Here is a 25,107-nt window from a genome sequence, read left to right as displayed (position 1 = left end):
TCTGCGCACCTCTTCTTGGTTTCTTCAGAATCCGCTTCAGGCGTTTTCGCTTGATTCCAGTTTCAGGTTCAACGTGCCGCTGGACTCTTCTTCATCATCCAGTTCTTTCATATCAATCTCTTCTTCCGTACTGGACAGCATTTTCACGTCCATTCCCAGGCTTTGAAGTTCTTTGATGAGAACTTTGAATGATTCAGGAACGCCCGGCTCAGGTACGTTTTCCCCTTTGACGATAGCCTCGTACGTTTTTACACGACCGACGACATCATCGGATTTGACGGTGAGGATTTCCTGAAGCGTATAGGCAGCGCCGTAAGCTTCCAGCGCCCAGACTTCCATTTCACCGAAACGCTGTCCGCCGAACTGCGCTTTTCCGCCGAGCGGCTGCTGAGTGACAAGAGAATACGGGCCGGTGGAACGGGCGTGGAGTTTGTCATCAACCATGTGGGCCAGTTTGATCATGTACATCACACCAACAGAAACACGGTTGTCAAACGGCTCTCCTGTGCGTCCATCATAAAGAACCGTCTTGCCGTCCCTGGCAAGGCCGGCTTCCTGTATGGTCTCCCAGACGTCTTCTTCCCGGGCACCGTCAAATACCGGTGTTGCCATGTGCACGTTCAATTCGCGGGCTGCCATACCAAGGTGAAGCTCCAGTACCTGGCCGATGTTCATACGGGACGGAACACCAAGCGGGTTCAGCATGATTTCAATCGGTGTTCCATCCGGAAGAAACGGCATATCTTCTTCCGGCAGGATTCTTGAAATAACACCTTTGTTTCCGTGGCGTCCTGCCATTTTGTCCCCTTCGTGAATCTTGCGTTTCTGCACAAGGTAAACCCGTACGAGCTGGTTCACACCCGGTGGCAGTTCATCTCCGTCGTCACGGTTGAAGATTTTCACGTCGAGAACGATACCGTCTGCACCGTGGGGTACTTTTAGCGACGTATCGCGGACTTCGCGCGCTTTTTCTCCGAAAATCGCGTGAAGCAGGCGCTCTTCTGCGCTCAGTTCCGTCATACCTTTCGGGGTAACCTTGCCGACCAGAATGTCACCGTCTTTCACTTCGGCACCGACACGGATAATGCCGCGGTCATCCAGATCCCGGAGCGCATCTTCACTGACGTTTGGTATATCTCTTGTGATCTCTTCGGGTCCGAGTTTTGTATCGCGCGCTTCTGATTCGTATTCTTCAATGTGAACGGACGTATAAACGTCATCTTTTACCAGCCGTTCACTGAGAATAACTGCGTCCTCATAGTTGTAGCCTTCCCAGGTCATGAAACCGACGAGAATGTTGCGCCCGAGCGCCATTTCCCCGTTTTCCATGGAAGGACCATCACCAAGAACTTCGCCTTTTTCCACGCGGTCGCCTTCGATGGCGATCGGGCGCTGATTGTAGCTGGTTCCCTGGTTGGAGCGGATGTGTTTGGACATTCTGTATTTATCCAGGTCCGTTTCTACTTCTTTTCCGTCAATGTCTTCCAGGCGGCGTACCCAGATCTCCCGTGCTGTTACACGCTCTACTACTCCTTTATAGCGCGCAACAATCGCGGCTCCGGAATCTCTTGCCGAAACGTATTCCATGCCCGTGCCGACAAGCGGCGCTTCCGGTTCAAGCAGGGGTACAGCCTGGCGCTGCATGTTCGCCCCCATCAGTGCACGGTTGGAGTCGTCATTTTCCAGGAAAGGTATGCACGCGGTGGCTGCAGAAACAACCTGTTTCGGGGAAACGTCCATATAGTCAATCTTTTCTTTCGGAACATGGGTGTTTTCCCCGCGGAAACGGGCAATAATATTGTCGTCGGCGAACCTGCCGTCTTCGGTCAAGGTCGCGTTTGCCTGGGCAACAACGTAATTATCCTCTTCATCCGCTGTCAGATAGTCGCATTCTTCTGTTACGATGCCTGTTTCGTGGTCCACCCGCCGGTAGGCCGTTTCGATAAATCCGAACTCATTTACTTTCGCGTAGCTGGAAAGAGAGTTGATCAGACCGATGTTCGGACCTTCCGGAGTTTCAATCGGACACATACGGCCGTAGTGGGAATAATGAACGTCCCGGACTTCAAAGCCGGCCCGTTCCCTGGTTAAGCCGCCGGGTCCGAGTGCGGAAAGACGCCGTTTGTGGGTCAGTTCCGCGAGCGGATTGGTCTGGTCCATAAACTGCGACAACTGGGAGCTTCCGAAGAACTCTTTAATGGAAGCGATAACCGGCCGAATATTAATCAGAGCCTGCGGTGTAATGGAACTTGGATCCTGAATGGACATCCGTTCACGCACGACGCGCTCCATGCGGGAAAGACCGATTCTGAACTGATTTTGCAGCAGTTCACCGACAGAACGGAGACGACGGTTACCAAGATGGTCGATATCATCGGTCAGTCCTACGCCGTGAAGCAGGTTGAAGAAATAGTTGATGGTCGAAACGATGTCTTCCGGCGTAATATTCTTCACATCGCGGTCGATGTTGCCGTTACTGATGACCTGGATCGCTTTATCTTCTTCCTGTTCTTCAGGTGGATAGATTTTGATGGACTGCACATCCAGATCCGCCTCTTCTATTACACCGCCGGCCACAGAATACCGTTTGAAGCCGAGGTCGTTTTCCAGATAAGGCAGCAGACGGTCGAGTGTGCGGCGGTCCAGCAGATCGCCGTCGGAGGCAAGAACCTCTCCTGTCTCCGGATCAGCGAGTGTTTCAGCCAGACGCTGATTGAAAAGACGGTTTTGGATGTGGAGTTTTTTGTTTGCTTTATAACGGCCGACATTGGCAAAGTCATAACGTTTTGGATCAAAAAATCTTGTATTCAACAGACTTTTGGCGCTGTCAACAGTCGGGGGCTCGCCAGGGCGCAGACGCTCGTAAATCTCAAGCAGCGCTTTCTCACTGCCTTCCGTATTGTCTTTTTCAAGGGTGTTGCGAAGATATTCATCTTCCCCAAGCAAGTCAATGATTTCTTGATCAGACCCGAACCCAAGTGCACGGAGCAGCACAGTCACTGGAACCTTTCTGGTGCGGTCAATTCTGACGTACACAACGTCCTTGGCGTCGGTTTCCAGTTCAAGCCAGGCTCCGCGGTTCGGAATTACCGTGGCGGTATGGCCTTTCTTCCCGTTCTTGTCCAATTTCTCATTAAAGTACACGCTCGGGGAGCGGACCAGCTGGGAAACAATGATGCGCTCGGCTCCATTAATAATGAAGGTACCGATATCGGTCATCAGCGGGAAGTCCCCCATAAATACTTCCTGTTCCTTTACTTCGCCCGTTTCTTTGTTCATTAAACGGACTTTCACGCGTAAAGGCGCGGAAAAAGTCACATCCCGTTCTTTGGATTCTTCCATAGAGTACTTAGGTTCACCAAGATTGTAATCAATGAACTCAAGCACCAGATTTCCTGTAAAATCCTCAATTGGAGAAATGTCCTGAAACATCTCCCGGATACCCTCATCAAGAAACCATTGATACGACGCGGTCTGGATTTCAATAAGATTCGGCAGATCCAGCACCTCGTTGATACGGGCATACGTTCTTCTTTGGCGGTGGCGTCCAAACTGAATAAGTTGACCTGTCAACTGAGTCACCCCTTAAATATCACATAATGTCAACCTGTTACTACAGGCTAAAGTAACCCTGTGGCGGCTGCTAAAATTATAGAAACATAAAAGCCTGAAGACTTTGGAAAACAGCGTTACCGTGTCGTCCGCAGAGGCTTATTATGTTATCATTCTTTCAGTGCCTGACCTCTCCCACAAAGAAAAAAATGGTTTCTTCTTCAAGAAAGAACCACTATTTTCCACATGTCAGACTGATTATATTATTTTTCCCTACCCTTGTTTCTTCTATACGTGGTACAATGATAAAAAATAACGTAAGTGCATGTTTAATGGCATGCAAAAACAAGGATACTTATACGCATTAAATAATGTTAACACAACGACCGGGCGCGGTCAATTCTTTTTTGCGTAAAAAATGTAGTACCCTTTTTTTCTGGCTTCAATATGCACGCTGTCAAACACCGCCTCCAGCTTTTCTCCGGCAGAGGGTGCCCCCTGCTTTTTCTGCAGTACTGTCCAAAATGACCCTCCGCTGCAAAGGTGTTGATAAGCTTCTTCAAAAAGAGTGTGCACGGTCTCTTTGCCGGCTCTCACCGGTGGATTCGCGAGCACCGAAGCGAACGTTTTCCCGCCGAGCTCATCAAACAGATTACTCTTCATCACCCGCGTGTTAAAAAGCCCGCCTTCTTCTGCATTCCGCCCGGCGAGTTCCAGAGCCCGCTCATTTACATCCGCCATCCAGATCGTACGGTTTGTCTCCGCGGCAAGCGTCAGTCCAATTGGACCGTATCCGCACCCCATATCAAGAATATCCCCTTCTACGTCCGGCAGGCGGTAAACATCCAGCAGAACACGCGTCCCATAATCCACTTCCCTTTTCGAGAATACACCGTGATCACTGCGAAAAGACATCTGCTGCCCGCGAAGGTGTGCCGTTACTGTTCTTTCGTCACTTCGCTGTTCCGGGTTTTCATCAAAATAGTGGTTCGCCATCTATTCACACCCTTTTGCATCGTTCAACTATTTTAACAGATCTTCCCTACTTCCTCAAATAACTCTGGTACTCTCATAATGAAAAAGAGCTTCCTCTATTGGAAGAGAAAGCTCTCTGTCTTGCCCGTCTTACTTCAGTTCTACTGTCGCACCTGCTTCTTCAAGCTGGCCTTTCAGCTGTTCTGCTTCTTCTTTTTCTACGCCTTCTTTAAGTGTATCCGGTGTTCCGTCAACCAATGACTTCGCTTCTTTCAGGCCGAGACCTGTGATTTCACGAACGACTTTGATAACGTTAACCTTGGAAGAACCTGGGTCAGCAAGGACAATGTCGAAGTCAGTCTGCTCTTCTTCCGCTTCAGCAGCATCGCCACCGCCGCCGACAGCAACCGGCGCCGCTGCAGTTACACCAAATTCTTCTTCAATAGCTTTTACAAGATCGTTCAGTTCAAGAACGGACATTTCTTTGATTTCTTCAATGATTTGTTCTTTACTCATTGTAGATCCTCCTTTAATAAATATCTTTTGTCAGAATAAAAAACTATCCCCGGGTTTTGTTTACGCGCCTTCTTCTTTTTGATCGGCAACCGCCTTGGACGCAAGCGCAAAGTTGCGGATCGGAGCCTGAAGTACGTTAAGCAGCATAGACACAAGTCCTTCGTGGGAAGGAAGACTTGCGAGTTCCTTGATTTCTTCCATGGAAGCTACGCGGCCTTGAATCACTCCGGTTTTAATCTCCAAAGCACCATGTTCTTTCGCAAAGTTATTGATGATCTTAGCAGGAGCCACAACATCTTCAGTGCTTGTCGCGACAGCGGTAGGGCCGAGGAGAAATTCATCAAGTTCCGTTAGATTCGTTTTCTCTGTAGCACGGCGGACCATTGTGTTTTTATACACTTTAAAGTCCACGCCCGCTTCGCGAAGCTGCTTACGGAGTTCTGTCGCTTCTTCCACATTCAGCCCGCGGTAATCAACAATGACGGTCGATACACTGTTTTCCAGTTTGTCCGCGATTTCCTGAACAACCTGCTGCTTCTGCTCAATGACTACACTCATCCTTTACACCTCCTGCTCTCAATTGTAGGACCACAGACAAACGACATTAAAAAACCTTCATGTCCACAGACATGAAGGCGGTCAGTCTCAACTCGTTCTCCCTGAATCACAGGAAGGACGTCCAAAACTACCTCGGCAGGAAATTAAGCACGGAATGCACCTGCTGTCTGCGGTAAAATTCATATATTTTCTACCAGTACGTTTCATACCGCTGTTAAGTGTAACGGTTTTTTTTCCGGCAGTCAATCCATTATTTCAGATTGAGTGTGGAAGTACTGATTGTCACGCCCGGCCCCATAGTAGAAGCCACAGCTGTGCCTCTCACGTACGTCCCTTTCGCTGCTGCCGGTTTCGCCTTAACAAGAGCATCCACCAGCGCATTGAAGTTTTCAGCCAGCTTTTCTGTGTCGAACGAAATTTTTCCGATCGGCGCATGGATGTTTCCGGATTTGTCCACCCGGTATTCCACCTTACCAGCTTTTACTTCTTCAACGGCTTTGGTTACATCCATGGTTACCGTGCCGGTCTTAGGGTTCGGCATAAGGCCTTTTGGTCCAAGGATTTTACCAAGTTTACCAACCTGAGCCATCATATCCGGAGTCGCGATGACTACGTCAAAGTCAAACCAGCCCTGCTGCACCTGATTGACGAGATCTTCCTCTCCAACATAGTCGGCGCCGGCCTGCTCTGCTTCCTGTGCTTTATCGCCCTTGGCAAACACAAGAACACGCTGGGTTTTCCCTGTTCCGTGCGGAAGCACAACAGCACCGCGGAGCTGCTGGTCGTTTTTACGCGGATCCACGCCGAGACGGACAGCCGCTTCCACGGTTTCATCAAAATTCGCGATGGACGTCTTTTTCACCAGTTCAATGGCTTCTTCCGGATTATATACCTGCTCTTTATCAATCAGCTTGACTGCGTCTTGATATTTTTTACCTCTTTTAGCCAATGTTATTCCTCCTCGTTTGTGGTTATAACGGTCAGACCTACCTCCCACTTTTAAAGGTTGCGAACAGATATCCTTTCCGGTGCGGAAAGGAAGTCGCAACCTCTGGCAAGGCAATGTGTTTTATTCTACGTTAAGCCCCATGCTGCGGGCTGTACCTTCAACCATGCGGATCGCTGCATCCAGGTCAGCCGCATTCAGGTCAGGCTGTTTTGTTTCAGCGATTTCGCGCACTTGATCACTTGTAACCGAACCTACTTTATTCTTATGCGGTTCACCGGAACCACTTTCAATACCGGCTGCTTTCTTCAAAAGAACGGCAGCGGGCGGAGTTTTTGTAATGAAAGTAAAAGAACGGTCTTCATATACAGATATTTCAACAGGGATAATCATACCTGCTTCATCTGCCGTGCGAGCATTGAATTCTTTACAGAATCCCATGATATTCACGCCTGCCTGACCGAGCGCCGGGCCAACGGGCGGTGCCGGGTTTGCTTTACCGGCAGGAATCTGAAGTTTTACTACTTTCTCGACTTTTTTAGCCACGCACATACACCTCCTTAGTCCGTGATGTGGTTGATCGGACGACCAAATCGTCCTCCCACTCTCAGAAAAAACGCGCAGAACACCTGCCTGCTGTCCTTCCTGTTATCAATTCCAAACATTAAAATCTTATCACTTCATACCATGTCCCGCAAGGGTTTTTTATAAAGGGGAAAACTTTATGGATTCCGCTGTCCGCAAAATCCAGCGCCGGCGCCCACCCAGGCACGCATACGCTTTTTCTATATCTTTTCCACCTGTCCGAATTCAAGCTCTACCGGGGTTTCACGTCCGAACATGTTGACATGGACTTTTATTTTCTGTTTTTCCGCATTGATATCTTCGATTGTACCGGTGAAATCGGCGAACGGACCATCTGTTACTTTCACCGCTTCCTGCAGCTCAAACTCTGTTTCAGTTTTTGGCTCCTGCTCACCGGCCTGCCGGAGAATATGCTCCACTTCTTCAGGCAGAAGCGGGGTCGGCTTCGAACCGGCTCCGGTGGATCCGACAAACCCTGTAACCCCCGGCGTATTCCGTACAACGTACCAGGAATCATCGGTCATAACCATCTCCACGATGACATATCCGGGGAATATTTTACGCATGACCTGTTTCGTCTTTCCATTTTTCACTTCTGATTCTTCTTCGACCGGCACAAGTACCCGGAAAATTTTGTCCGTCATTTCCATCGAGGCGACACGCTTTTCCAAGTTCGTTTTTACTTTATTCTCGTAGCCGGAATAGGTGTGAACCACATACCAATTCATTTCCATTATTTACTGGACGGTCCGTCCTTCCCTCCTTTTATTCGGAGCCTTCTGCTCATTCCTTTATTCAAGGATAATTCGAACCAGTTCTGACAACCCGAGATCCACGACCGCAAAGAAAATAACAAAGAACACTACCGTCACTAAAACAACAATCGTATATTTTGTCAGTTCCCTCCGGGTCGGCCAGGTGACGCGCTTCATTTCTTTTCCTACTTCACGCAGAAATTTCACCGGGCTTTTTGTTCCGTCAGCCATACAGCCACCTCCAAACCAGTCAAACCGCCTTTTGCAGACGGCCGCCTTTCTCCTCTGATCAAACTATGTGTCTATCGTTTTGTGCACAAATAAAAAAACAACCGCTCTCAATGTTTTTCATCCGTTCCATGCGGTTTGTTTCTTCCGGTTATTCCGTTGTTTCCCAAAAACACGCAGTCTATTCTTTCTTTTTTTCATTTGAAGTATCCATTAAACAGATACCCTGCATACGCTAAGTCACTTTATCATAAAAAAAAGAGCATGTCAATTTACATTGACATGCTCTTCCATTTCAGCAGAAAAGCTTCTGTGACGCCGTTTTGAAAACGCTTTCTTAAATTGTTTAAAATTGAAGGTCTCTTCATTCATTAAGAACCGACACCCTTTACTTCGACACACTTCTCTAATTTTCGTTTGACACGCTGCAACGCATTATCAATAGACTTCACGTGGCGTTTCAAATCTCCTGAAATCTCCTGATACGACCTCCCATCGAGATATAACAACAGCACTTTCTGTTCCAGATCGCTGAGAACTTCACCTATCCGTCCTTCAATATCGTGCAGTTCCTCGCGGTTCACAATAAGCTCTTCCGGATCACTTCCACTGGATTCACAGAGCACATCAAGCAGCGTCCGCTCTGATTCTTCATCATACAGAGGCTTGTCCAGCGAAACATAGGAATTGAGCGGCATATGCTTCTGCCGGGTCGCCGTTTTTATAGCAGTAATAATCTGCCTTGTGATGCAAAGTTCCGCAAACGCACGAAACGATGACAGCTTGTCCCCCTGATAGTCCCTGACCGCCTTGTACAGGCCGATCATGCCTTCCTGTACAATATCCTCCTGATCACCGCCGATCAAAAAGTAGGACCTGGCTTTAGCCCGGACAAAGCTTTTGTACTTGTTAATAAGAAATTCCAGCGCATGATTGTCTCCGGATTGAACATGCCGGATGAGCAGTTCATCTTCTGTTCTGCCGGTATACTGATGCCCGTTTTCTTTGAGGTCAAGACCCAATACAACCCCTCCGCCCTCGACTGATTGTAGATTTTAGGAAGATATAGCAACATTATATAGGAATTTTTATGAAGGCGTCAACAGCTCAACGGCCGCCTCGACGCCATTTTTCAAAAATTTCAGCGATTTCGCGTGGAAGGGGAAAATTCGACATATGTTCCTGCCGCGCCTGATCGGTTACACTCCTGGATATGTTTTGTTCCACCATTTCCATCTCCACCCGGAGTTCGCGTGCGGACTTACGCAGGGCTCCGCTTCCAAAGGTGAAAGACTGCTCCGCATAATCCGAAGTCGCCACATAAACTCTGGTTTCCACATTCTTCAACTGTCCCACCAGTTTTTCAATGCGCTCATCCGCTGTTTCGTTCTCTTTGGTGAAAATAATATCCACCAGATACTTCTGATACTCGCGGCCTGCCCCTTCTACCATGTGAGCATCAAAAATCACTTTGATGTCCCAGCCTTTGTATGCCCGGTATTCGGCCATCTTCTGCACAAGACGGTCTCTTGCCTCTTCCAGGTTTTTATCCCGTAAGTCTTTTAATTCCGGCCAGTCTCCAATAATATTGTATCCATCCACCAGCAGTATATCTTTCATACTAGACGCTTCCTAACGGGCGGCGGCGCCGGTAAACTTCATACATGAGAAGAGTCGCCGCTGCGGAGACGTTCAGCGAAGAAACCTGCCCGGTCATGGGGATCGACAGCAGGAAATCACACTTTTCCTTCACGTTGCGGCTCATCCCTTTCCCTTCATTTCCAACGACCAGGCCGACCGGGACCGAAGCATCCAGTGTCCGGTAATCTTCTGATCCCCCCCCGGCTGCCCCGGCCAGCCAGAGCCCTTCTTTTTTCAGTTCTTCCATCGTCCGTGCCATATTGGTTACCCTGGCGACAGGAACATGGGCTGCTGCACCGGCGGATGATTTAAAAACAACGTCGGTCAGGCCCGCAGAGCGGCGTTTTGGAATAATGACACCGTGGGCGCCGGATGCATCTGCCGTACGGATGACCGCCCCAAGGTTATGGGGGTCCGAAATTTCATCCAGAAGCACAAAAAACGGATTCTCCTTCTTCTTTTTTGCAGCTTCGAACAAATCATCCAGCGCTGCATAGGACACCGCCGGCAAGGAAGCCAGCACTCCTTGATGGTCCGTCGTTCCGGAAAGATCGTTCAGCTTGCCGCGCGGCACGGTCTGCACGACAATGCCCTGATCCTTGGCGAGCTTCTGCACATCCCGGGCCTGGCCTTTCACAGAGCCTTCGGCCAGCCACACTTTATGGATCGGCTGCTCTGCCCGCAGCGCTTCCAGCACAGCATTTTTTCCGTATATCCATTCTTCGTTCATTTTTTTTCACTCCCTTCTCTTATCGTTACGGCATAATCTATAAGCTCTGTCAGCCTGTCTTTGCGTCCGCGGAAGTACACATAGCCAATCAGTGCTTCAAACGCGGTGCTGTACCGGTACGTGTTTTGATCCGTGTTTTTTGGAACCGATCCTGATTTTGCATTTCTGCCGCGTCTTGCTGCGGCAGCTTCCTCACCGGACAGCATGTCCTCCTGCAGAAAGGCATGCATCACTTCAGCCTGGGCTTCCGCGGAAACATACGTGACAGCGCTCCGGTGAAGCTGGTTTGGCCGTACACTTCCAGACGCGATAAGGTAATGTCGGATGTGAAGATCATAGACGGCATCCCCCATATAGGCAAGCGCAAGAGCATTTAATTGTCCTGCATCGACGTGCTGGTTTTTTTCTGTCATGACTGCTCCCTTTTCCAGCGTGTGCCCTGCGGGGTATCTTCAAGAATAATGCCCTGATCCTTCAGATAGTCCCGGATTTCATCTGCTCTCGCAAAATTTCTTGATTTCCTGGCCTGCACCCGTTCCTCCATTAATGCTTCAATCTCTTCATCCAGCATGCCTTCCGAGGTTTCCACCATGATATCCAGCGCCGAACCGATTTCACGGATGGTATCCAGAAAAGATATCAGTACTTCTTTGGACGTCTGCTTCTCCTGAAGATAAAGGTTGGCTGTTTTGATGAGATCAAACAGAACGGTGATACCGTTGGCGCTGTTAAAGTCATCGTCCATTTCACGGATAAAACGCTGCAGGTATTCAGCTGCGGTTTCCTGCCAGCTGCCTGCTTCTCCAAAGTCCGCGCTTTCCTGATGGCGGTGTTTCAGGTTATTGACCGTCGTCTGGATCCGTTCCAGGCTGTTTTTGGCACTTTCGAGCAGCTCTTCATTAAAGTTCAGCGGGCTGCGGTAATGCGCCTGCAGCATAAAGAAACGAATTACTTCAGGTGCGTGCTTTTGAATAATATCATGCACAAGCACAAAGTTCCCGAGTGATTTGGACATTTTTTCATTATCAATCTGGATATAGCCGTTATGCATCCAGTAATGGGCCATCTGCTTTTCGTTTAAAGCTTCCGACTGTGCGATCTCATTTTCATGATGCGGGAAGGCCAGATCCTGTCCGCCGGCATGAATATCAATCGTCTCACCCAGATATTTCTCCACCATCGCCGAGCATTCGATATGCCACCCCGGACGTCCGCTTCCCCACGGGCTTTCCCAGGAGATTTCCCCTTCTTTGGATGATTTCCAGAGAGCAAAATCAAGAGCGTTCTTCTTTTTCTCCCCCGGTTCAATACGGGCACCCAGCTGCAGATCCTGAATGGACTGCGACGATAACTTCCCGTAGTCAGAAAAGGACGGCGTGGAAAAATAGACATCTCCGTCTGCTTCATACGCATATCCTTTGTCTATCAATGCTTTGATAAACGAAATAATTTCAGGCATCGTTTCTGTCACCCGCGGATGGAGATCCGCCTTATCCACCCCGAGCGCTCCGGTATCTTCAAAATATGCCTCTATAAAACGCTCCGCCAGCCGGGGAACCTCTTCACCGAGTTCGTTCGCGGCTTTGATGATTTTATCGTCCACATCGGTGAAATTCGAAACGTAGTGAACGTCGTACCCGCGGTATTCCAGGTATTTACGAACCATGTCAAACACGATAGCCGGACGGGCGTTTCCGATGTGGATATAGTTATAAACGGTTGGTCCGCACACATACATCTTCACTTCGCTGCCGGACATCGGCTGAAAAGCTTCTTTCTGCCGGGTTAATGTGTTATACAGCGTAATCCCCATTCAGTCATCGGTCCCTTCCTTTATCGTTTTTTCTTTTTGCTCCGAAAGTTCTTTCTTCAGTTCCGCGATCTCCTGTTCCAGTTCTTTGAATTTATCCGAGACAGGATCGGGCAGCTTATGATGGTTCAGGTCATTACGTTCCACTTTCACTCCGTCCTGAACGACGACTTTGCCCGGAATGCCGACCACGGTGGAGTTGGGCGGCACTTCTTTTAAAACAACGGAGCCTCCGCCTATATTGGAATTCCGGCCGATCGTCATCGATCCCAGTATCTTGGCACCTGTCGCGATCAGCACATTGTCTTCAATGGTCGGGTGGCGTTTCCCCTTTTCTTTTCCGGTCCCGCCAAGTGTCACACCCTGGTAAATAGTGACGTTGTCTTTAATCTCACATGTTTCTCCAATAACAACACCCATGCCGTGGTCAATAAACAGACGCTGGCCGATGACCGCTCCCGGATGAATTTCAATCCCCGTAAAGAAACGGCTGATCTGGGAGAGAAGACGTCCCAGAAAATACATCTTCTTTTTCCAGAGCAGATGAGCGATCCGGTGGGACCAGATTGCATGCACGCCGGCATAGGTGAATACGACTTCGAGTCTGCTTCGGGCAGCAGGATCCTGTTCAAACACCACGTCCATATCATTTTTTAACGTCTTCCACATAGCGTATTCCACTTCCCTCCCCCGGGTGTAGTAAAAAAGCGTCTCCGTGCATGTTTTCTGCACAGAGACGCTTGTCTTTAAACGCGGTTCCACTCTGTTTAAAAGAAATATCCCGCGGGATATTTCTTTTCCCTTCCTGGATAACGGCATTGCTGCCGCTTCCGCCTACTATCATTTCAGCGGAAGGTTCAGGGATGCATATTCAGCTGCGTCGTTCCAAAACCACTCTCAGCCGCGGTGATTCTCTCTGTCTGGACGAAGCGCCGCCTACTTCTTCCCGTCTACACTTTCTCTTTTTTATTGTGTTACTGCGTGCTGCAGCCGCTTCTGTACGGTTTCTTCTCCAAGCAGCGCAATCGCCTGCGGCAGCTCCGGACCGTGTGTCTGTCCGGTCACCGCTGCCCGGATCGGCATAAACAGTTTCTTGCCCTTTTGTCCTGTCGCTTTCTGCACGGACTTGATGGCTGCCTTTATTTCATCCGGTTCAAAGGCCTCAAGAGCTTCCAGTTCTTTTGAAAACTGCTCCAGCACTTCCGGCACCTGTTCTCCGGACAATACGTCTTTGGCATCTTCATTATAATCGATTCCGCTTTGAAAGAACAACTCTGTCAGCTTGGTAATCTCCGCGGCATAATGCATCTGCTCCTGATAAATGGAAACGAGACGCTTCGTCCATTCATACTGCTCTTCACTTAAGGTATCGGGCAGTTTGTCTGCTTTTTGAAGATAAGGAACAGCAAGTTCTGTGAGGCGGTCCAAATCCGCTTCTTTTACATACTGGTTATTCATCCAGGCTAATTTGTCGTTGTCAAAAACCGCCGGCGCTTTGGAAACCCGCTCCAGTGAAAACTGCTCCTGCAGAGCTTCCATCGAGAACAGCTCTTCTTCCCCGACAGGCGACCAGCCGAGAAGCGCGAGAAAGTTGACCAGTGCTTCCGGCAGATAGCCGAGTTCCTGGTACTGCTCCACGAACTGCATAATGGATTCGTCCCGTTTGCTCATCTTCTGACGGTCGGGATTTAGAATAAGGGAAGCATGGGCAAACATCGGCTTTTCCCACCCGAATGCTTCAAACACAAGAGCCTGTCTCGGGGCGTTGGATAAATGTTCTTCCCCGCGAATAACATGCGAGATGGCCATTAGATGATCATCTACGACGACCGCGAAGTTATAGGTTGGGATTCCGTCTTTACGAGCGATGACGAAATCACCGATATCGTTCGTTTCAAACGTGACATCTCCCCGCACCTGATCCGGTACGTGTACGCTTTTGTTTCCAGGAACACGAAAGCGCACGACTGGCTGTATACCCTGATCTTCGTAGGCTTTTCTCTGTTCCGGTGTCAAATCCCGGTCGCGTCCGCTGTACTTCGGCGCTTCTCCGCGGGCAAGCTGTTCTTCACGTTCTTTCTGCAGTTCTTCTTCGGTCATATAATCATAGTACGCTTTTCCTTCTTCGAGAAGCTGCTGCAGGTATGTTTCATAAGTATCAAGACGCTCCATACAGCGATAGGGGGCATACGGGCCTCCCTTGTCCACACTTTCATCCCAGTCGATACCCAGCCATTTCAGGCTGTCCATCAATTTGCCGGTGGCATCTCCTACGTTTCTGGCCTGGTCTGTGTCTTCAATGCGGACAATAAACTTTCCGCCCTGGCTGCGGGCGAACAAAAAGTTAAACAAGGCGGAACGCGCTCCGCCGATATGAAGATGTCCTGTCGGGCTTGGCGCAAACCGAACTCTTACTTCACTGCTCATAATTCTCCACCTTCCATCATCATTGGTACTATTCTCTATTATGCGCAAGTTCCTTATTCATCTGTGCCGGAAAGGCTCTCCAGAAGAACGACTGCATGGGCGGCAATGCCTTCTTCTCTCCCCGTGAATCCAAGCGTTTCTGTCGTTGTTGCTTTTACGTTGATCCGGGAGAGAGGACTATCGAGCACACGGGCTATATTGCTTTCTATGTCAACAATGTAAGGTGCCATCTTCGGTTTCTGCGCAAGAATTGTACCATCTATATTCACCAGTTGGTACCCCTTCTCTCGGACTACCTTATACACCTGCTCAAGCAGCAGCGATGAATCCATATCTTTATAGGCGGGGTCCGTATCAGGGAAGTGAGCGCCGATGTCCCCGCCTCCGACAGCTCCCAGAAGCGCATCCGCAGCTGCGTGCAGCAGTACATCGGCATCGGAATGTCCTGCCAGCCCCTGGGGGTGCGGAATTGTCACGCCTCCCAGTATGAGCGGCCGCCCTTTTGTCAGCCGATGTACATCAAACCCATGTCCAATTCTCACTGCCGTTTCCCCCTTCGTTTTTTCAGGATCGCTTTGGCGACGACCATATCTTCCGGGGTAGTCAGTTTAATATTATCATAACCGCCTTCCACGATATGTACCGAAACGTTCATGCGTTCCACAAGGCTGGTGTCATCCGTTCCCCGGAAATGATCTTCTTCGGCTTTACGGTAGGCATCATAAACTACGGAAAACCGAAAAGCCTGCGGTGTCTGGACGGACCACACGCTTGAGCGTTCAATCGTTTCTGTCACAACGCCGTCCGCTACCTTTTTCACTGTATCTTTCATGCGGAGACCGATTACGGCTGCGCCCTGCTCCGATGCTTTCAGGACCAGTTCATGTATATGGTCTTCCGTCACAAACGGCCGCGCCCCGTCGTGGACCAGAACAATCGCGTCATCTAAGCCGTCCGCCTTTTTCAGTCCTTCAAACACACTATCCTGTCTCTCCTCGCCGCCAGTCACAATGCGGTCAACTTTGCGGAAGTTCCACTGTTCGAATAATGTGTTCATCGGACCGGTTTCATCCTCATTGGCGACGACAATAATGCGTTCACACCACGTGTCCTGTTCAAACACAGAGACGGTATGAACGATTAAGGGCCGGTCCTCAAGCATTAAAAACTGCTTATTGTGGCCGGCTTTCATGCGCTTGCCCTGCCCTGCCGCCGGTATCACGACTGTATATTTCATAGTACCTCTCCAATAACTGAACTCGCTTTAAAATCAGGCTCTTTTATCATAACTTGAAAGCCCGTCTACCGCAACAAGAAAAGCGTAAACGCCCTGAGCAGTGGAAGTTCGGCTTAAAAGCGCCACGTCCTGAGGCAGCGCCGAGCTGACCTGCAGGCCCGCGGCAGCTATTAACCACGAAAACCCCTCTGCCTGCATCAGACAGAGGGGGATCCTGTTTATAGGGCTTTTTCCATCAGTTTTGGTTTGGCAAATATCATACGACCCGCACTTGTCTGCAGAACGCTGGTTACTACAACCTGGATCGTTTTGCTGATATACTCGCGTCCGCCTTCCACGACAATCATCGTGCCATCATCCAAGTAGGCGACACCCTGACCCTGTTCCTTGCCGTCTTTGATCACCTGCACGTTCATTTCCTCTCCCGGCAGTACGACTGGTTTGACGGAATTTGCCAGGTCATTGATGTTCAGTACTTCCACACCCTGCAGATCACAAACTTTGTTCAGGTTGAAATCATTGGTGACGACCATGCCTTCACGTATTTTTGCCAGCTTCACCAGCTTGCTGTCCACTTCATGGATGTCTTCAAAGTCCCCTTCATAAATCTCTACATTGACGGAAAGTTCTTTTTGAATCCGGTTTAAAATATCAAGACCACGGCGGCCGCGGTTTCGTTTGAGAACGTCGGATGAATCCGCAATATGCTGCAGTTCCTCCAGAACAAACTCAGGGATCACCAGCGTCCCCTCAATAAACCCGGTCTGACAGACATCCGCGATACGACCGTCTATAATAACGCTTGTATCCAGAATTTTAACTTTAGCTCTGTGTTCGGCTGGAACGCCTTCCTCCTTTTTCTTCGCCGCAGAAGCAGCGCGGCCGGCCGGAATCAGACTTTTCAGTTCATCACGTTTCTTGAAACCGAACTGAAATCCAAAATAACCAAGAAAAAACGTGATAAAGATCGGAAGAACCGAGTTAACAACCGGAAGATACAGGGAATCCAGCGGCAGACTGATGAGAAACGCGACCACCAGACCGAATACAAGACCGAATGTTCCAAAAAGCACATCGGTAACCGGCGCCTTCACAATCTTTTCTTCCAACACCTTCATTCCGTGGACAATATGGTCAGCCACCCAGAACGTTGCCGCAAATACAATAATTGCGCCGAGAAGTGCACTTACATATGGATTGCCGAGCCACCCGGGTATCGAACTATAGTTTAGTAAAGATATTAATGCAGGTATAAAGATAACACCCAGCGTGCCTCCGGCCAAAATAAAAAACAGCTGTACAATACTTTTCAGCACACCCTCTCACCTCCTTTTTTCATTATGGACACTATTTCTTTTTTCAAACCCTTCTACCGTATTTCTTTTTAACAAAATGAAACCGGGAAAGGGTTTTAATTTTAATATAGCAAATTTTTGGCTTCTTGTCATAGATTTTTAGAATTTTTCATTGTATCGTGAAGGAATTGTAAAGTCAATGTCACATTCTACAAAATGTTACATTTTTCACCATTGAACAGGAGAGTGTTCGAGACACACTTCCAATGCTTCTTCGAGCGTTGATACTCCGACAACTTCAATGTTCTCCGGGTAGGTCCAGCCTTCCAGGTTCTTCTGCGGAACGACCGCACGTTCGAAACCAAGTTTGGCTGCCTCATAAATTCTGTCCTCCACCCGGGCCACTCTTCGTATTTCCCCGGTCAAACCGACTTCCCCCACCACAACATCCGCCGGGTTGGTCGCATGATTGCGGAAACTTGAAGCAATGCAGACCGCCAGCCCAAGGTCAATCGCAGGTTCATCCAGTTTGACACCGCCTGCCACATTCATATAGGCGTCCTGATTCTGCAGCAGCATGCCGAGCCGTTTCTCAAGCACTGCCATCAAAAGGGCAATCCGGTTGTGATCCACTCCGGTTGCGGTTCGTTTCGGATTGGAAAAACTCGACGGTGCAATAAGCGCCTGTATTTCAACAAGTACAGGCCGGGTTCCTTCAAGTGACGCTACGACAATGGACCCGGCACTCCCCTGGGTTCGTTCCTCCAGAAAAATCTCCGACGGATTTTTAACCTCTTTCAGCCCCATTTCCTTCATCTCAAAAATACCAATTTCATTCGTGGATCCGAAACGGTTTTTCACAGCGCGGAGAATACGGTACGTGTGGTGCTGTTCTCCTTCAAAATACAGAACAGAGTCTACCATATGCTCCAGCATTTTCGGCCCGGCTATCGCTCCCTGTTTCGTCACATGTCCGACGATAAACACAGCAATTCCTCTCGACTTCGCGATTTTCATAAAAGACGATGTCGTTTCGCGAACCTGGGATACGCTGCCCGGAGCAGATGAGATGCTGGACTGGTGCACCGTCTGGATGGAATCAATGACAACCATCGTTGGTTGAATCTGGTGAATCGCCTGTTCTATCAGATCCAAATCAGTTTCGGCAAATACAAACAGTGTATCCGCATGAACGCCGAGGCGGTCCGCCCGCAGTTTTGTCTGTTTTACTGATTCCTCACCGGAAATATACAGCACCCTGTGATGCTGTTCAGCAAGCACTGATGTCAGCTGCAATAGAAGGGTGGATTTCCCTATTCCCGGATCTCCCCCTACCAATACGAGGGAACCCGGCACAATTCCGCCCCCGAGCACCCTGTTCAATTCCGGAAGGGACGTGTCAATTCTCGGTTCTTTTTCTCCCGCTACCTTCGTTATTGGTTCCGGCTTCCTGGACGCTTCCCCACTCTCTTGAAACGAACGTTTGGCGCCGGAACTGTTTGCCGGTGCTTCGATTTCCTCGACGAGCGTGTTCCACTCCCCGCACCCGGGACAGCGTCCCATCCATTTCTGTGATTCATATCCGCAATCCTGGCAGACAAATTTCGATTTCTGTTTTGCCATCAAGTGTCCTCCGTTTTATGTTTTGGTTCAACTTTGATATAAAACAGCTGTTCGCAAAAGGCCGGAGCCTTCTACAAACAGCTGTTGCTATTCAGATATACTCTCTTTTACGTTTTGGCTCCGGATTTCGTTTCAACGACAAAACCGCCGTCTTTCACATCGATATATGCTGTGTCTCCATCTTTAATCGCACCGCGCAGGAGCTCCTCGGAAAGACGATCTTCCACCTGGCGCTGCAGGGCACGGCGGAGTGGACGCGCTCCGTATTCCGGGTCAAAGCCTTCATCAGCAATTTTACTTTGGGCCGCTTCACTGAGCTCAAAGTTAATACCCTGCTCTGACAGCCGTTTTTTCAGCTGTTCGGCCATCAAACCGACAATTTCTTTGATGTGCTCCTTCTCGAGACTGTGGAAGACGATGATTTCATCGAGGCGGTTTAAGAATTCCGGCCGGAACGTATTTTTCAGCTCACCCATCACTTTATCGCGCATATCTTTAAAGTTTTCCCCTTCATCAGTATTGGTGGTGAAACCTGCATAGTTATTTTTGCGGAGCAGGTTGGCACCTACGTTTGAAGTCATAATGATGGCCGTGTTTCTGAAATCCACGCGTCGTCCTTTTGAATCTGTCAGGAAACCATCCTCTAGAACCTGCAGGAGGATGTTAAAGACTTCAGGATGCGCCTTTTCCACCTCATCAAGCAGAATAACAGAGTACGGATTACGGCGGACTTTTTCTGTGAGCTGGCCGCCCTCTTCAAACCCTACATATCCAGGCGGGGAACCGACCAGACGGCTGGTGGCATGACGTTCCATAAACTCGGACATGTCAATGCGGATGATGGATTCTTCATCTCCGAACAGTGTTTCTGCGACAGCGCGTGCCAGTTCTGTTTTACCAACACCGGTTGGTCCAAGGAATATGAATGAGCCGATTGGACGTTTAGGGTCCTTCAGACCCGCACGGGCACGCCGCACAGCCTGGGACAGGGATTTCACTGCTTCGTCCTGGCCGACCACACGATTATGAAGAATTTCTTCCATACGAAGCAGCCGTTCGGTTTCTTCCTCGGCAATTTTTGACACAGGGATACCGGTCCAGCTTGCCACAACCTGGGCGATATCTTCTGCTGTCACTTCCGTGTTTTCCTGCCCCTGTTTTTCTTTCCATTCATCTTTCATGTTTTCGACTTCTTCGCGCAGCCGCTGTTCACTGTCACGGAGCGAAGCCGCTTTTTCAAATTCCTGGCTCTGCACAGACGCATCTTTTTCTTTGCGCGTTTCTTCAAGCTTCTGTTCCAGCTCTTTCAGGTTAGGCGGAGCTGTGTAGGAGCGGAGTCTTACTTTTGATCCCGCTTCATCGATCAGGTCAATCGCTTTGTCCGGAAGGAAACGGTCGGAAATATAACGGTCTGACAGTTTAACGGCCTCTTCGATGGAAGCGTCCGGAATCGTGACGCGGTGATGGGCTTCATAACGGTCACGAAGGCCGGCAAGAATCTGAATGGACTCTTCTGTCGTTGGTTCATCGACCTGGATCGGCTGAAAGCGGCGCTCTAGTGCCGCGTCTTTTTCGATATACTTACGGTATTCATCCATCGTCGTTGCACCAATACACTGCAGTTCCCCTCTGGCAAGAGACGGCTTCAGAATGTTGGAGGCATCGATGGCTCCTTCTGCACCTCCGGCTCCAATAAGTGTATGAAGTTCATCAATGAAAAGAATGACGTTGCCGGCTTGGCGGATTTCTTCCATTACCTTTTTCAACCGGTCTTCAAACTCGCCGCGGTATTTTGTCCCGGCGACAACCGTTCCCATATCGAGTGTCATAACACGCTTACTGCGGAGAATTTCCGGAACTTCATTGGAAATGATTGATTGTGCCAGACCTTCAGCTACGGCTGTTTTACCAACACCAGGTTCCCCGATAAGAACCGGGTTGTTTTTCGTCCGGCGGCTCAGTACCTGAATAACACGTTCAATTTCACTGCCGCGCCCGATGACCGGATCAAGGCCCTCTTCTTTCGCTACGGCTGTCAAATCACGGGCCAGACTGTCCAGGGTAGGCGTGCCGGCATTGGAATTTCCGCCTGCGGGTGCTGCCTGCTGCTGGCTGCCGCCGCCTGCGGATTCATTGTTACCAAGCAGTTGCAGCACCTGCTGGCGGGCTTTGTTCAGGCTGACACCAAGATTGTTCAACACTCTGGCCGCAACACCTTCTCCTTCCCGGATTAAACCGAGTAGAATGTGTTCTGTTCCTACATAGGAATGACCAAGCTTTCGTGCTTCATCCATGGACAATTCAATAACCTTTTTGGCTCTCGGCGTATAATGAATCGTTTTCGACCCTTCCTGGCCGCTGCCGATCAAGGCCTCCACTTCTTTTTGAATCTGATCTGAACCAAGGTTCAAGGCCTGCAGCGCTTTGGCCGCGATACCTTCTCCTTCCCGTATCAGGCCGAGAAGAACATGCTCTGTTCCTATATTGTTATGCCCCAGACGGATTGCTTCTTCCTGAGCAAGCGCCAGTACTTTCTGGGCTCTTTCTGTAAAACGTCCAAACATCATCTATGCGCACCTCCACTTATAAATTACTTATTCACCGCTCTCTTTCTCCAGCTCCATTCTCTCACGAATAAGCGAAGCGCGTCTCATGTCACGCTCATCCGCACGCAGTTCTTTTTTTGCATACTGCTGGAGGAAACCCGACTGCGTCAAAATCATCAACTCATTCAGAATATTACCCGAAATCCCTTTAATTAAATCAAGATCAATACCCAGACGTACATCCGACAGCCTTTCCGTTGCCTCTTTAGACTCCATAATCCGGCTGTTTTTCAGGATGCCGAAGGAGCGGAACACTTTATCTTCCATATACGTTCGGGACGAACGCATCAATGCGTCTCTGGCCATCCGTTCCTGGCGGATAATCTGGGTTACAACGCCTTGCAGATCTTCGACAATATCCTCTTCAGACTTTCCAAGTGTCATTTGATTGGAAATCTGAAAAAGATTACCCTGGGCTTCACTTCCTTCTCCGTAAATGCCGCGTACGACAAGGCCCAGCTGGTGAATGGCGGGTAGAATCCGGTTCAACTGCCTTGTCATTACCAAAGCCGGCAGATGCATCATGACCGATGCTCTCATACCAGTACCGACGTTGGTCGGACAGCTTGTTAAGTACCCCCGCTTTTCATCAAAGGCATATGTTATTTTCTCCTCGGTCCAGTCATCCAGCTTATTTGAAAAATCAAGCCCCTCACTAAGCTGAAAACCACGGAAGAGCGACTGCATTCGTATATGGTCTTCTTCATTTAACATAATGCTCACCGATTCATCCGGGCTGAGCATGACAGCTCCGAATTGGGAGCGTTCCGCCAGATAAGGACTGATTAAATGCTTTTCCACCAGCACTCTTTTTTCGTTCAGGGTGAAATCATCCATATTCAGACGTTCCAGAGAACTTCCGGCCTGCATCCGGATAGATGAAAACTCACGGGCTGTATGATGCAGCACAGCTTCAGCTGTCTCCTGTGAAGCAAAAACAGGAAAAGGGTATTGTTCCATGTTCCGGGCAAGACGAATTCTCGTGCTCAATACAATATCACTGTCCGGCCCCGGTTCATTTTTCATCCACGGACTGATTGCTTCTGAGATGAAACGCTGCAGTGACATCAGGCGTCCTCCTCTCCGCTGTGCATTTTCTTTTCCAGTTCGCGGATATAATCGCGCAGGCGCGCCGCTTCTTCAAATTCTTCCTGTTCCACACGGCTGCGCAGATCTTCCCGAAGCTGCTCCATTTCGCGCTGCACCTTTATATTTCCACCTGTACGTTTGGGAATTTTGCCCGAATGGCGGTAATTTCCACTGTGTACACGTTTTAATATGGGATCCAGTTTCGTTTCAAACGCTTGATAGCACTGTGCACATCCAAACCGTCCCGTTTTCGCAAAACGTTCATACGTCAACCCGCAACCGCGGCAGACAGGCTGTTTCGGCTCCTCGGTTTCCTGTGTCTTAAATCCATTATTTCCAGATACCTGCTCAACATTCAGCAGACCGGATAATAATTCATGAATAGAATAACTGTTCGACCCCGGAATCTGTTCTCCTTTGTTCCGGGCGCATTCATCACACAAGTGCATTTCCGCTTTTTTTCCGTTTATAATTTTAGTGAAATGCAGAGCAGCCTGGCGTGTTTGGCATTCTTGACATAGCACTTCCTGTGTTCCTCCCTCCGCCATTAATTCTATTGGTACCGCAGACTCTGCAGCATGGCTTTCAGCATTTTCGCGCGAAGCCAATCCCGTTCTTCTGCGTATCTCAACGATAGAATATTACGGTCCAGGGCGGATGCCATCACATTTGCCTCCCGCCTGGATACAGCATTCTCTTCGTACAGCCGCATAATGATACTTTCCGCTGTCACCTGATCAATCCCTCCGTCAATCAGCATCAACAGTTGATTAATCAGTTCAGCGTGATCATCCACCTTTACTTTCGTAATACGGATATACCCTCCGCCGCCCCTTTTGCTCTCTACGATATATCCTTTTTCATTTGTAAATCTCGTACTGATAACATAATTTATCTGCGACGGCACACATTCAAAACGCTTCGCCAGTTCACTTCGCTTTATTTCAATTAAATCCTTCTCGCTCTGGGTAAGAATCTGCTTCAAATATTTTTCTATACCATCTGAAATGTTACGCAAAAGGGCCAGCCTCCTTCCCTTTCTATATCTGTTTTAATACTACTGACTTTGACTATCTTTGACTTTAAGCATAATACAATACAGAAAAAAAATCAAGCAAAACCCTTTTATCTAATCAGGAAGACACCGCCAAATCCACTTTCTGTACACCCTCCATTCTTATTAACTGATCATAAAGATCGGCTGTGTTCTTATCTGGAGGACTTTCAATATCAAAAACAAAGGAAATATTCTGCTCCTGTGCTTCATGTTCTGTGCTCCCGGTTATGTTTTTAACCAAAATGTTTTGTTCTTCAAATATTTTGATAATATTAGATAAAGACGTGTGATGAGTTCCCACTGTAACTTCGACCTTTTTACGTGTCGATGTATGCTGGAATAACCGCTCGATATTATGGAGAAACAACAGACTCAACAAAACAACAATGGTTGTTAAAAGTGCCGCGAAATACATACCGGCTCCGGCGGCCAAGCCAATCGAGGCCACTACCCAGATGGAAGCCGCGGTGGTTAATCCTTTCACGGATACCCCCTGCACGATAATCGTTCCTGCCCCTAAAAATCCGACACCACTGATAACGTAGGAAGCCAGACGGGACGGATCATATGCAGAGATATCAGGATTTTCTTCGAGGTAAGGCTGGAATCCAAACAAAGCCATCACCATGGCGAGACACGCTCCCGTGCCTACAAGCAGGTGTGTCCGGAAACCGGCCGGGTGCTTTTTATATTCCCGTTCTGCACCAATCAAACCGGCAAGCACAGCAGCAGATAAAATCCGCACCATAATAACAACGGAGTCCTCGGTCCACAGCACATCCATAAAAGACCTCCTCTACGGTGACATACAAGCAGCGTATAGTCTTGTTAAAAAAATTATACCATATGAATGGAACATCCGATAAAGCCGTCTGAAATTTGGCATTATTGTTTCCATAATAGAAACGGCTGTAAGCAGGCAGGAAAATTTTCAAATGCCATTATGACTTTTCTATAGTGATCTTGGCCATATAGTCTTTGGAATCATAGCTGGAGAAGGCTGTATTCCTGATGCAGCGGGTGGAAGCGTCGTTCATAGGCAGCTCCCACCACATCTACGTCGCGTTTATCATGAAAAAATAGAGACAAACGCAACATAAAAAGGTTCATGGTGACGTTTACCGATCCTGAAGGGAGAAGAAACGTAACTATGATTAATTCATAGTTGCGTTTGCACCCCAAGCAGCAGCTGCAAACGTCGTTATAATTTTTCTAAAATGACCTTGGCTATAAAATCTTTAAATTCCCAGCTGGAGATAACTGCATTCCTAATGCAACGGTTTCTCCCTCGTCCGGAAACAGTACGCAACGCCTTTACGTTGCGTTTATCTCGGAAAAAAAGAGACAAACGCAACGTAGAGGGGTTCATAATGACGTTTACAGGTGCAGGAAAGCGGAGAAACGTAACTATGGTTAATTCATAGTTGCGTTTGCACTCCCCATAGCAGATGTAAACGTCGTTATGATTTTTCTAAAA

The 25,107-nt window shown here is 48.8% G+C and carries 24 protein-coding genes and 2 other annotated features; all 24 genes read right to left on the bottom strand.

From position 1 onward, the window contains the following. Positions 1–36: 36 nt before the first annotated feature. The 24 genes from rpoB to BM124_RS14400 all read right to left on the bottom strand — a co-directional run bounded on the left by rpoB (position 37) and on the right by BM124_RS14400 (position 24,414). Positions 37–3,573: a DNA-directed RNA polymerase subunit beta gene (gene rpoB, locus BM124_RS14515; RefSeq protein WP_093338597.1), complete on the bottom strand. Its 3,537-nt coding sequence runs from the start codon at positions 3,571–3,573 to the stop codon at positions 37–39. Positions 3,574–3,948: 375 nt separating this feature from the next. Then, positions 3,949–4,548 carry a class I SAM-dependent methyltransferase gene (locus BM124_RS14510; protein ID WP_093338595.1) on the bottom strand — a complete coding sequence of 200 codons (600 nt, stop codon included), beginning with the start codon at positions 4,546–4,548 and terminating at the stop codon, positions 3,949–3,951. A gap of 129 nt (positions 4,549–4,677) precedes the next feature. Next, positions 4,678–5,043 (bottom strand): 50S ribosomal protein L7/L12, encoded by a 366-nt coding sequence (rplL, locus tag BM124_RS14505; protein ID WP_093338593.1) that lies wholly within the window; start codon positions 5,041–5,043, stop codon positions 4,678–4,680. Positions 5,044–5,103: 60 nt separating this feature from the next. Next, complete coding sequence (gene rplJ, locus BM124_RS14500; RefSeq protein WP_093338591.1) at positions 5,104–5,601, bottom strand: 50S ribosomal protein L10; 498 nt, start codon at positions 5,599–5,601, stop codon at positions 5,104–5,106. 39 nt (positions 5,602–5,640) lie between these two features. Beyond that, positions 5,641–5,792 (bottom strand) — a sequence feature (ribosomal protein L10 leader region). A 59-nt stretch (positions 5,793–5,851) separates the two neighbouring features. After that, a complete protein-coding gene (gene rplA, locus BM124_RS14495; RefSeq protein ID WP_093338589.1) occupies positions 5,852–6,550 on the bottom strand; it encodes a 50S ribosomal protein L1 in 699 nt (232 codons plus the stop codon). A gap of 120 nt (positions 6,551–6,670) precedes the next feature. Next, entirely contained in the window at positions 6,671–7,093 is a 423-nt protein-coding gene (gene rplK / locus BM124_RS14490; RefSeq protein ID WP_093338588.1) for a 50S ribosomal protein L11, read from the bottom strand. A 239-nt stretch (positions 7,094–7,332) separates the two neighbouring features. After that, entirely contained in the window at positions 7,333–7,866 is a 534-nt protein-coding gene (gene nusG / locus BM124_RS14485) for a transcription termination/antitermination protein NusG (protein ID WP_093338586.1), read from the bottom strand. Positions 7,867–7,923: 57 nt separating this feature from the next. Beyond that, the gene (secE, locus tag BM124_RS14480; RefSeq protein ID WP_090928572.1) at positions 7,924–8,118 is read right to left on the bottom strand and encodes a preprotein translocase subunit SecE; all 195 of its coding nucleotides are present in this window, start codon (positions 8,116–8,118) and stop codon (positions 7,924–7,926) included. A gap of 368 nt (positions 8,119–8,486) precedes the next feature. Further along, entirely contained in the window at positions 8,487–9,137 is a 651-nt protein-coding gene (gene sigH / locus BM124_RS14475) for an RNA polymerase sporulation sigma factor SigH (protein WP_093338585.1), read from the bottom strand. An 85-nt stretch (positions 9,138–9,222) separates the two neighbouring features. Next, positions 9,223–9,735: an NYN domain-containing protein gene (locus BM124_RS14470; RefSeq protein WP_093338583.1), complete on the bottom strand. Its 513-nt coding sequence runs from the start codon at positions 9,733–9,735 to the stop codon at positions 9,223–9,225. A 1-nt stretch (position 9,736) separates the two neighbouring features. Then, a complete protein-coding gene (gene rlmB, locus BM124_RS14465; RefSeq protein WP_093338582.1) occupies positions 9,737–10,486 on the bottom strand; it encodes a 23S rRNA (guanosine(2251)-2'-O)-methyltransferase RlmB in 750 nt (249 codons plus the stop codon). Then, on the bottom strand, positions 10,483–10,899 hold the full coding sequence (locus BM124_RS14460) for a Mini-ribonuclease 3 (protein ID WP_093338580.1): 417 nt from the start codon (positions 10,897–10,899) through the stop codon (positions 10,483–10,485). The genes rlmB and BM124_RS14460 overlap by 4 nt, the downstream gene beginning before the upstream one ends. Next, a complete protein-coding gene (gene cysS / locus BM124_RS14455; protein ID WP_093338579.1) occupies positions 10,896–12,299 on the bottom strand; it encodes a cysteine--tRNA ligase in 1,404 nt (467 codons plus the stop codon). Before cysS ends, BM124_RS14460 begins: the two co-directional genes overlap by 4 nt. Continuing rightward, positions 12,300–12,965: a serine O-acetyltransferase EpsC gene (gene epsC / locus BM124_RS14450; RefSeq protein ID WP_093338663.1), complete on the bottom strand. Its 666-nt coding sequence runs from the start codon at positions 12,963–12,965 to the stop codon at positions 12,300–12,302. It abuts the gene before it with no gap. 60 nt (positions 12,966–13,025) lie between these two features. Next, positions 13,026–13,258 (bottom strand) — a binding site (T-box leader). Positions 13,259–13,262: 4 nt separating this feature from the next. Next, the gene (gene gltX, locus BM124_RS14445; RefSeq protein ID WP_093338577.1) at positions 13,263–14,723 is read right to left on the bottom strand and encodes a glutamate--tRNA ligase; all 1,461 of its coding nucleotides are present in this window, start codon (positions 14,721–14,723) and stop codon (positions 13,263–13,265) included. A 53-nt stretch (positions 14,724–14,776) separates the two neighbouring features. Next, a complete protein-coding gene (gene ispF / locus BM124_RS14440) occupies positions 14,777–15,265 on the bottom strand; it encodes a 2-C-methyl-D-erythritol 2,4-cyclodiphosphate synthase (protein WP_093338576.1) in 489 nt (162 codons plus the stop codon). Then, the gene (ispD, locus tag BM124_RS14435; protein WP_093338574.1) at positions 15,262–15,960 is read right to left on the bottom strand and encodes a 2-C-methyl-D-erythritol 4-phosphate cytidylyltransferase; all 699 of its coding nucleotides are present in this window, start codon (positions 15,958–15,960) and stop codon (positions 15,262–15,264) included. The genes ispF and ispD overlap by 4 nt, the downstream gene beginning before the upstream one ends. 218 nt (positions 15,961–16,178) lie before the next feature. Further along, positions 16,179–17,276: a PIN/TRAM domain-containing protein gene (locus BM124_RS14430; protein WP_093338572.1), complete on the bottom strand. Its 1,098-nt coding sequence runs from the start codon at positions 17,274–17,276 to the stop codon at positions 16,179–16,181. Between the two features lie 207 nt (positions 17,277–17,483). Next, positions 17,484–18,878 (bottom strand): DNA repair protein RadA, encoded by a 1,395-nt coding sequence (gene radA / locus BM124_RS14425; protein ID WP_093338571.1) that lies wholly within the window; start codon positions 18,876–18,878, stop codon positions 17,484–17,486. A gap of 107 nt (positions 18,879–18,985) precedes the next feature. Beyond that, on the bottom strand, positions 18,986–21,445 hold the full coding sequence (gene clpC / locus BM124_RS14420; RefSeq protein WP_093338569.1) for an ATP-dependent protease ATP-binding subunit ClpC: 2,460 nt from the start codon (positions 21,443–21,445) through the stop codon (positions 18,986–18,988). A gap of 27 nt (positions 21,446–21,472) precedes the next feature. Continuing rightward, the gene (gene mcsB / locus BM124_RS14415; RefSeq protein ID WP_093338568.1) at positions 21,473–22,552 is read right to left on the bottom strand and encodes a protein-arginine kinase McsB; all 1,080 of its coding nucleotides are present in this window, start codon (positions 22,550–22,552) and stop codon (positions 21,473–21,475) included. After that, the gene (gene mcsA, locus BM124_RS14410) at positions 22,552–23,097 is read right to left on the bottom strand and encodes a protein-arginine kinase activator protein McsA (RefSeq protein WP_093338566.1); all 546 of its coding nucleotides are present in this window, start codon (positions 23,095–23,097) and stop codon (positions 22,552–22,554) included. The genes mcsB and mcsA overlap by 1 nt, the downstream gene beginning before the upstream one ends. A 29-nt stretch (positions 23,098–23,126) precedes the next feature. Continuing rightward, the gene (locus BM124_RS14405) at positions 23,127–23,591 is read right to left on the bottom strand and encodes a CtsR family transcriptional regulator (RefSeq protein ID WP_093338565.1); all 465 of its coding nucleotides are present in this window, start codon (positions 23,589–23,591) and stop codon (positions 23,127–23,129) included. Positions 23,592–23,706: 115 nt separating this feature from the next. Continuing rightward, positions 23,707–24,414 carry an MgtC/SapB family protein gene (locus BM124_RS14400; protein WP_093338563.1) on the bottom strand — a complete coding sequence of 236 codons (708 nt, stop codon included), beginning with the start codon at positions 24,412–24,414 and terminating at the stop codon, positions 23,707–23,709. Positions 24,415–25,107 lie beyond the last annotated feature (693 nt).

Source organism: Salibacterium halotolerans, from assembly GCF_900115625.1.
Classification (GTDB): domain Bacteria; phylum Bacillota; class Bacilli; order Bacillales; family Marinococcaceae; genus Salibacterium; species Salibacterium halotolerans.
Note: the sequence above shows the minus strand (reverse complement) of the source record. Positions and strands in the feature narration are given on the sequence as shown.

Coding starts and splice junctions, on each gene's coding strand:
- cysS (WP_093338579.1), bottom strand. CDS start 12,299: ATGGGGATTACGCTGTATAACACATTAACCCGGCAGAAAGAAGCTTTT.
- rplJ (WP_093338591.1), bottom strand. CDS start 5,601: ATGAGTGTAGTCATTGAGCAGAAGCAGCAGGTTGTTCAGGAAATCGCG.
- rlmB (WP_093338582.1), bottom strand. CDS start 10,486: ATGAACGAAGAATGGATATACGGAAAAAATGCTGTGCTGGAAGCGCTG.
- rplL (WP_093338593.1), bottom strand. CDS start 5,043: ATGAGTAAAGAACAAATCATTGAAGAAATCAAAGAAATGTCCGTTCTT.
- BM124_RS14510 (WP_093338595.1), bottom strand. CDS start 4,548: ATGGCGAACCACTATTTTGATGAAAACCCGGAACAGCGAAGTGACGAA.
- epsC (WP_093338663.1), bottom strand. CDS start 12,965: ATGTGGAAGACGTTAAAAAATGATATGGACGTGGTGTTTGAACAGGAT.
- BM124_RS14400 (WP_093338563.1), bottom strand. CDS start 24,414: ATGGATGTGCTGTGGACCGAGGACTCCGTTGTTATTATGGTGCGGATT.
- secE (WP_090928572.1), bottom strand. CDS start 8,118: ATGGCTGACGGAACAAAAAGCCCGGTGAAATTTCTGCGTGAAGTAGGA.
- BM124_RS14470 (WP_093338583.1), bottom strand. CDS start 9,735: ATGAAAGATATACTGCTGGTGGATGGATACAATATTATTGGAGACTGG.
- mcsB (WP_093338568.1), bottom strand. CDS start 22,552: ATGTCACTGCAGCGTTTCATCTCAGAAGCAATCAGTCCGTGGATGAAA.
- clpC (WP_093338569.1), bottom strand. CDS start 21,445: ATGATGTTTGGACGTTTTACAGAAAGAGCCCAGAAAGTACTGGCGCTT.
- ispD (WP_093338574.1), bottom strand. CDS start 15,960: ATGAAATATACAGTCGTGATACCGGCGGCAGGGCAGGGCAAGCGCATG.
- radA (WP_093338571.1), bottom strand. CDS start 18,878: ATGGCAAAACAGAAATCGAAATTTGTCTGCCAGGATTGCGGATATGAA.
- nusG (WP_093338586.1), bottom strand. CDS start 7,866: ATGGAAATGAATTGGTATGTGGTTCACACCTATTCCGGCTACGAGAAT.
- gltX (WP_093338577.1), bottom strand. CDS start 14,723: ATGAGCAGTGAAGTAAGAGTTCGGTTTGCGCCAAGCCCGACAGGACAT.
- BM124_RS14460 (WP_093338580.1), bottom strand. CDS start 10,899: ATGACAGAAAAAAACCAGCACGTCGATGCAGGACAATTAAATGCTCTT.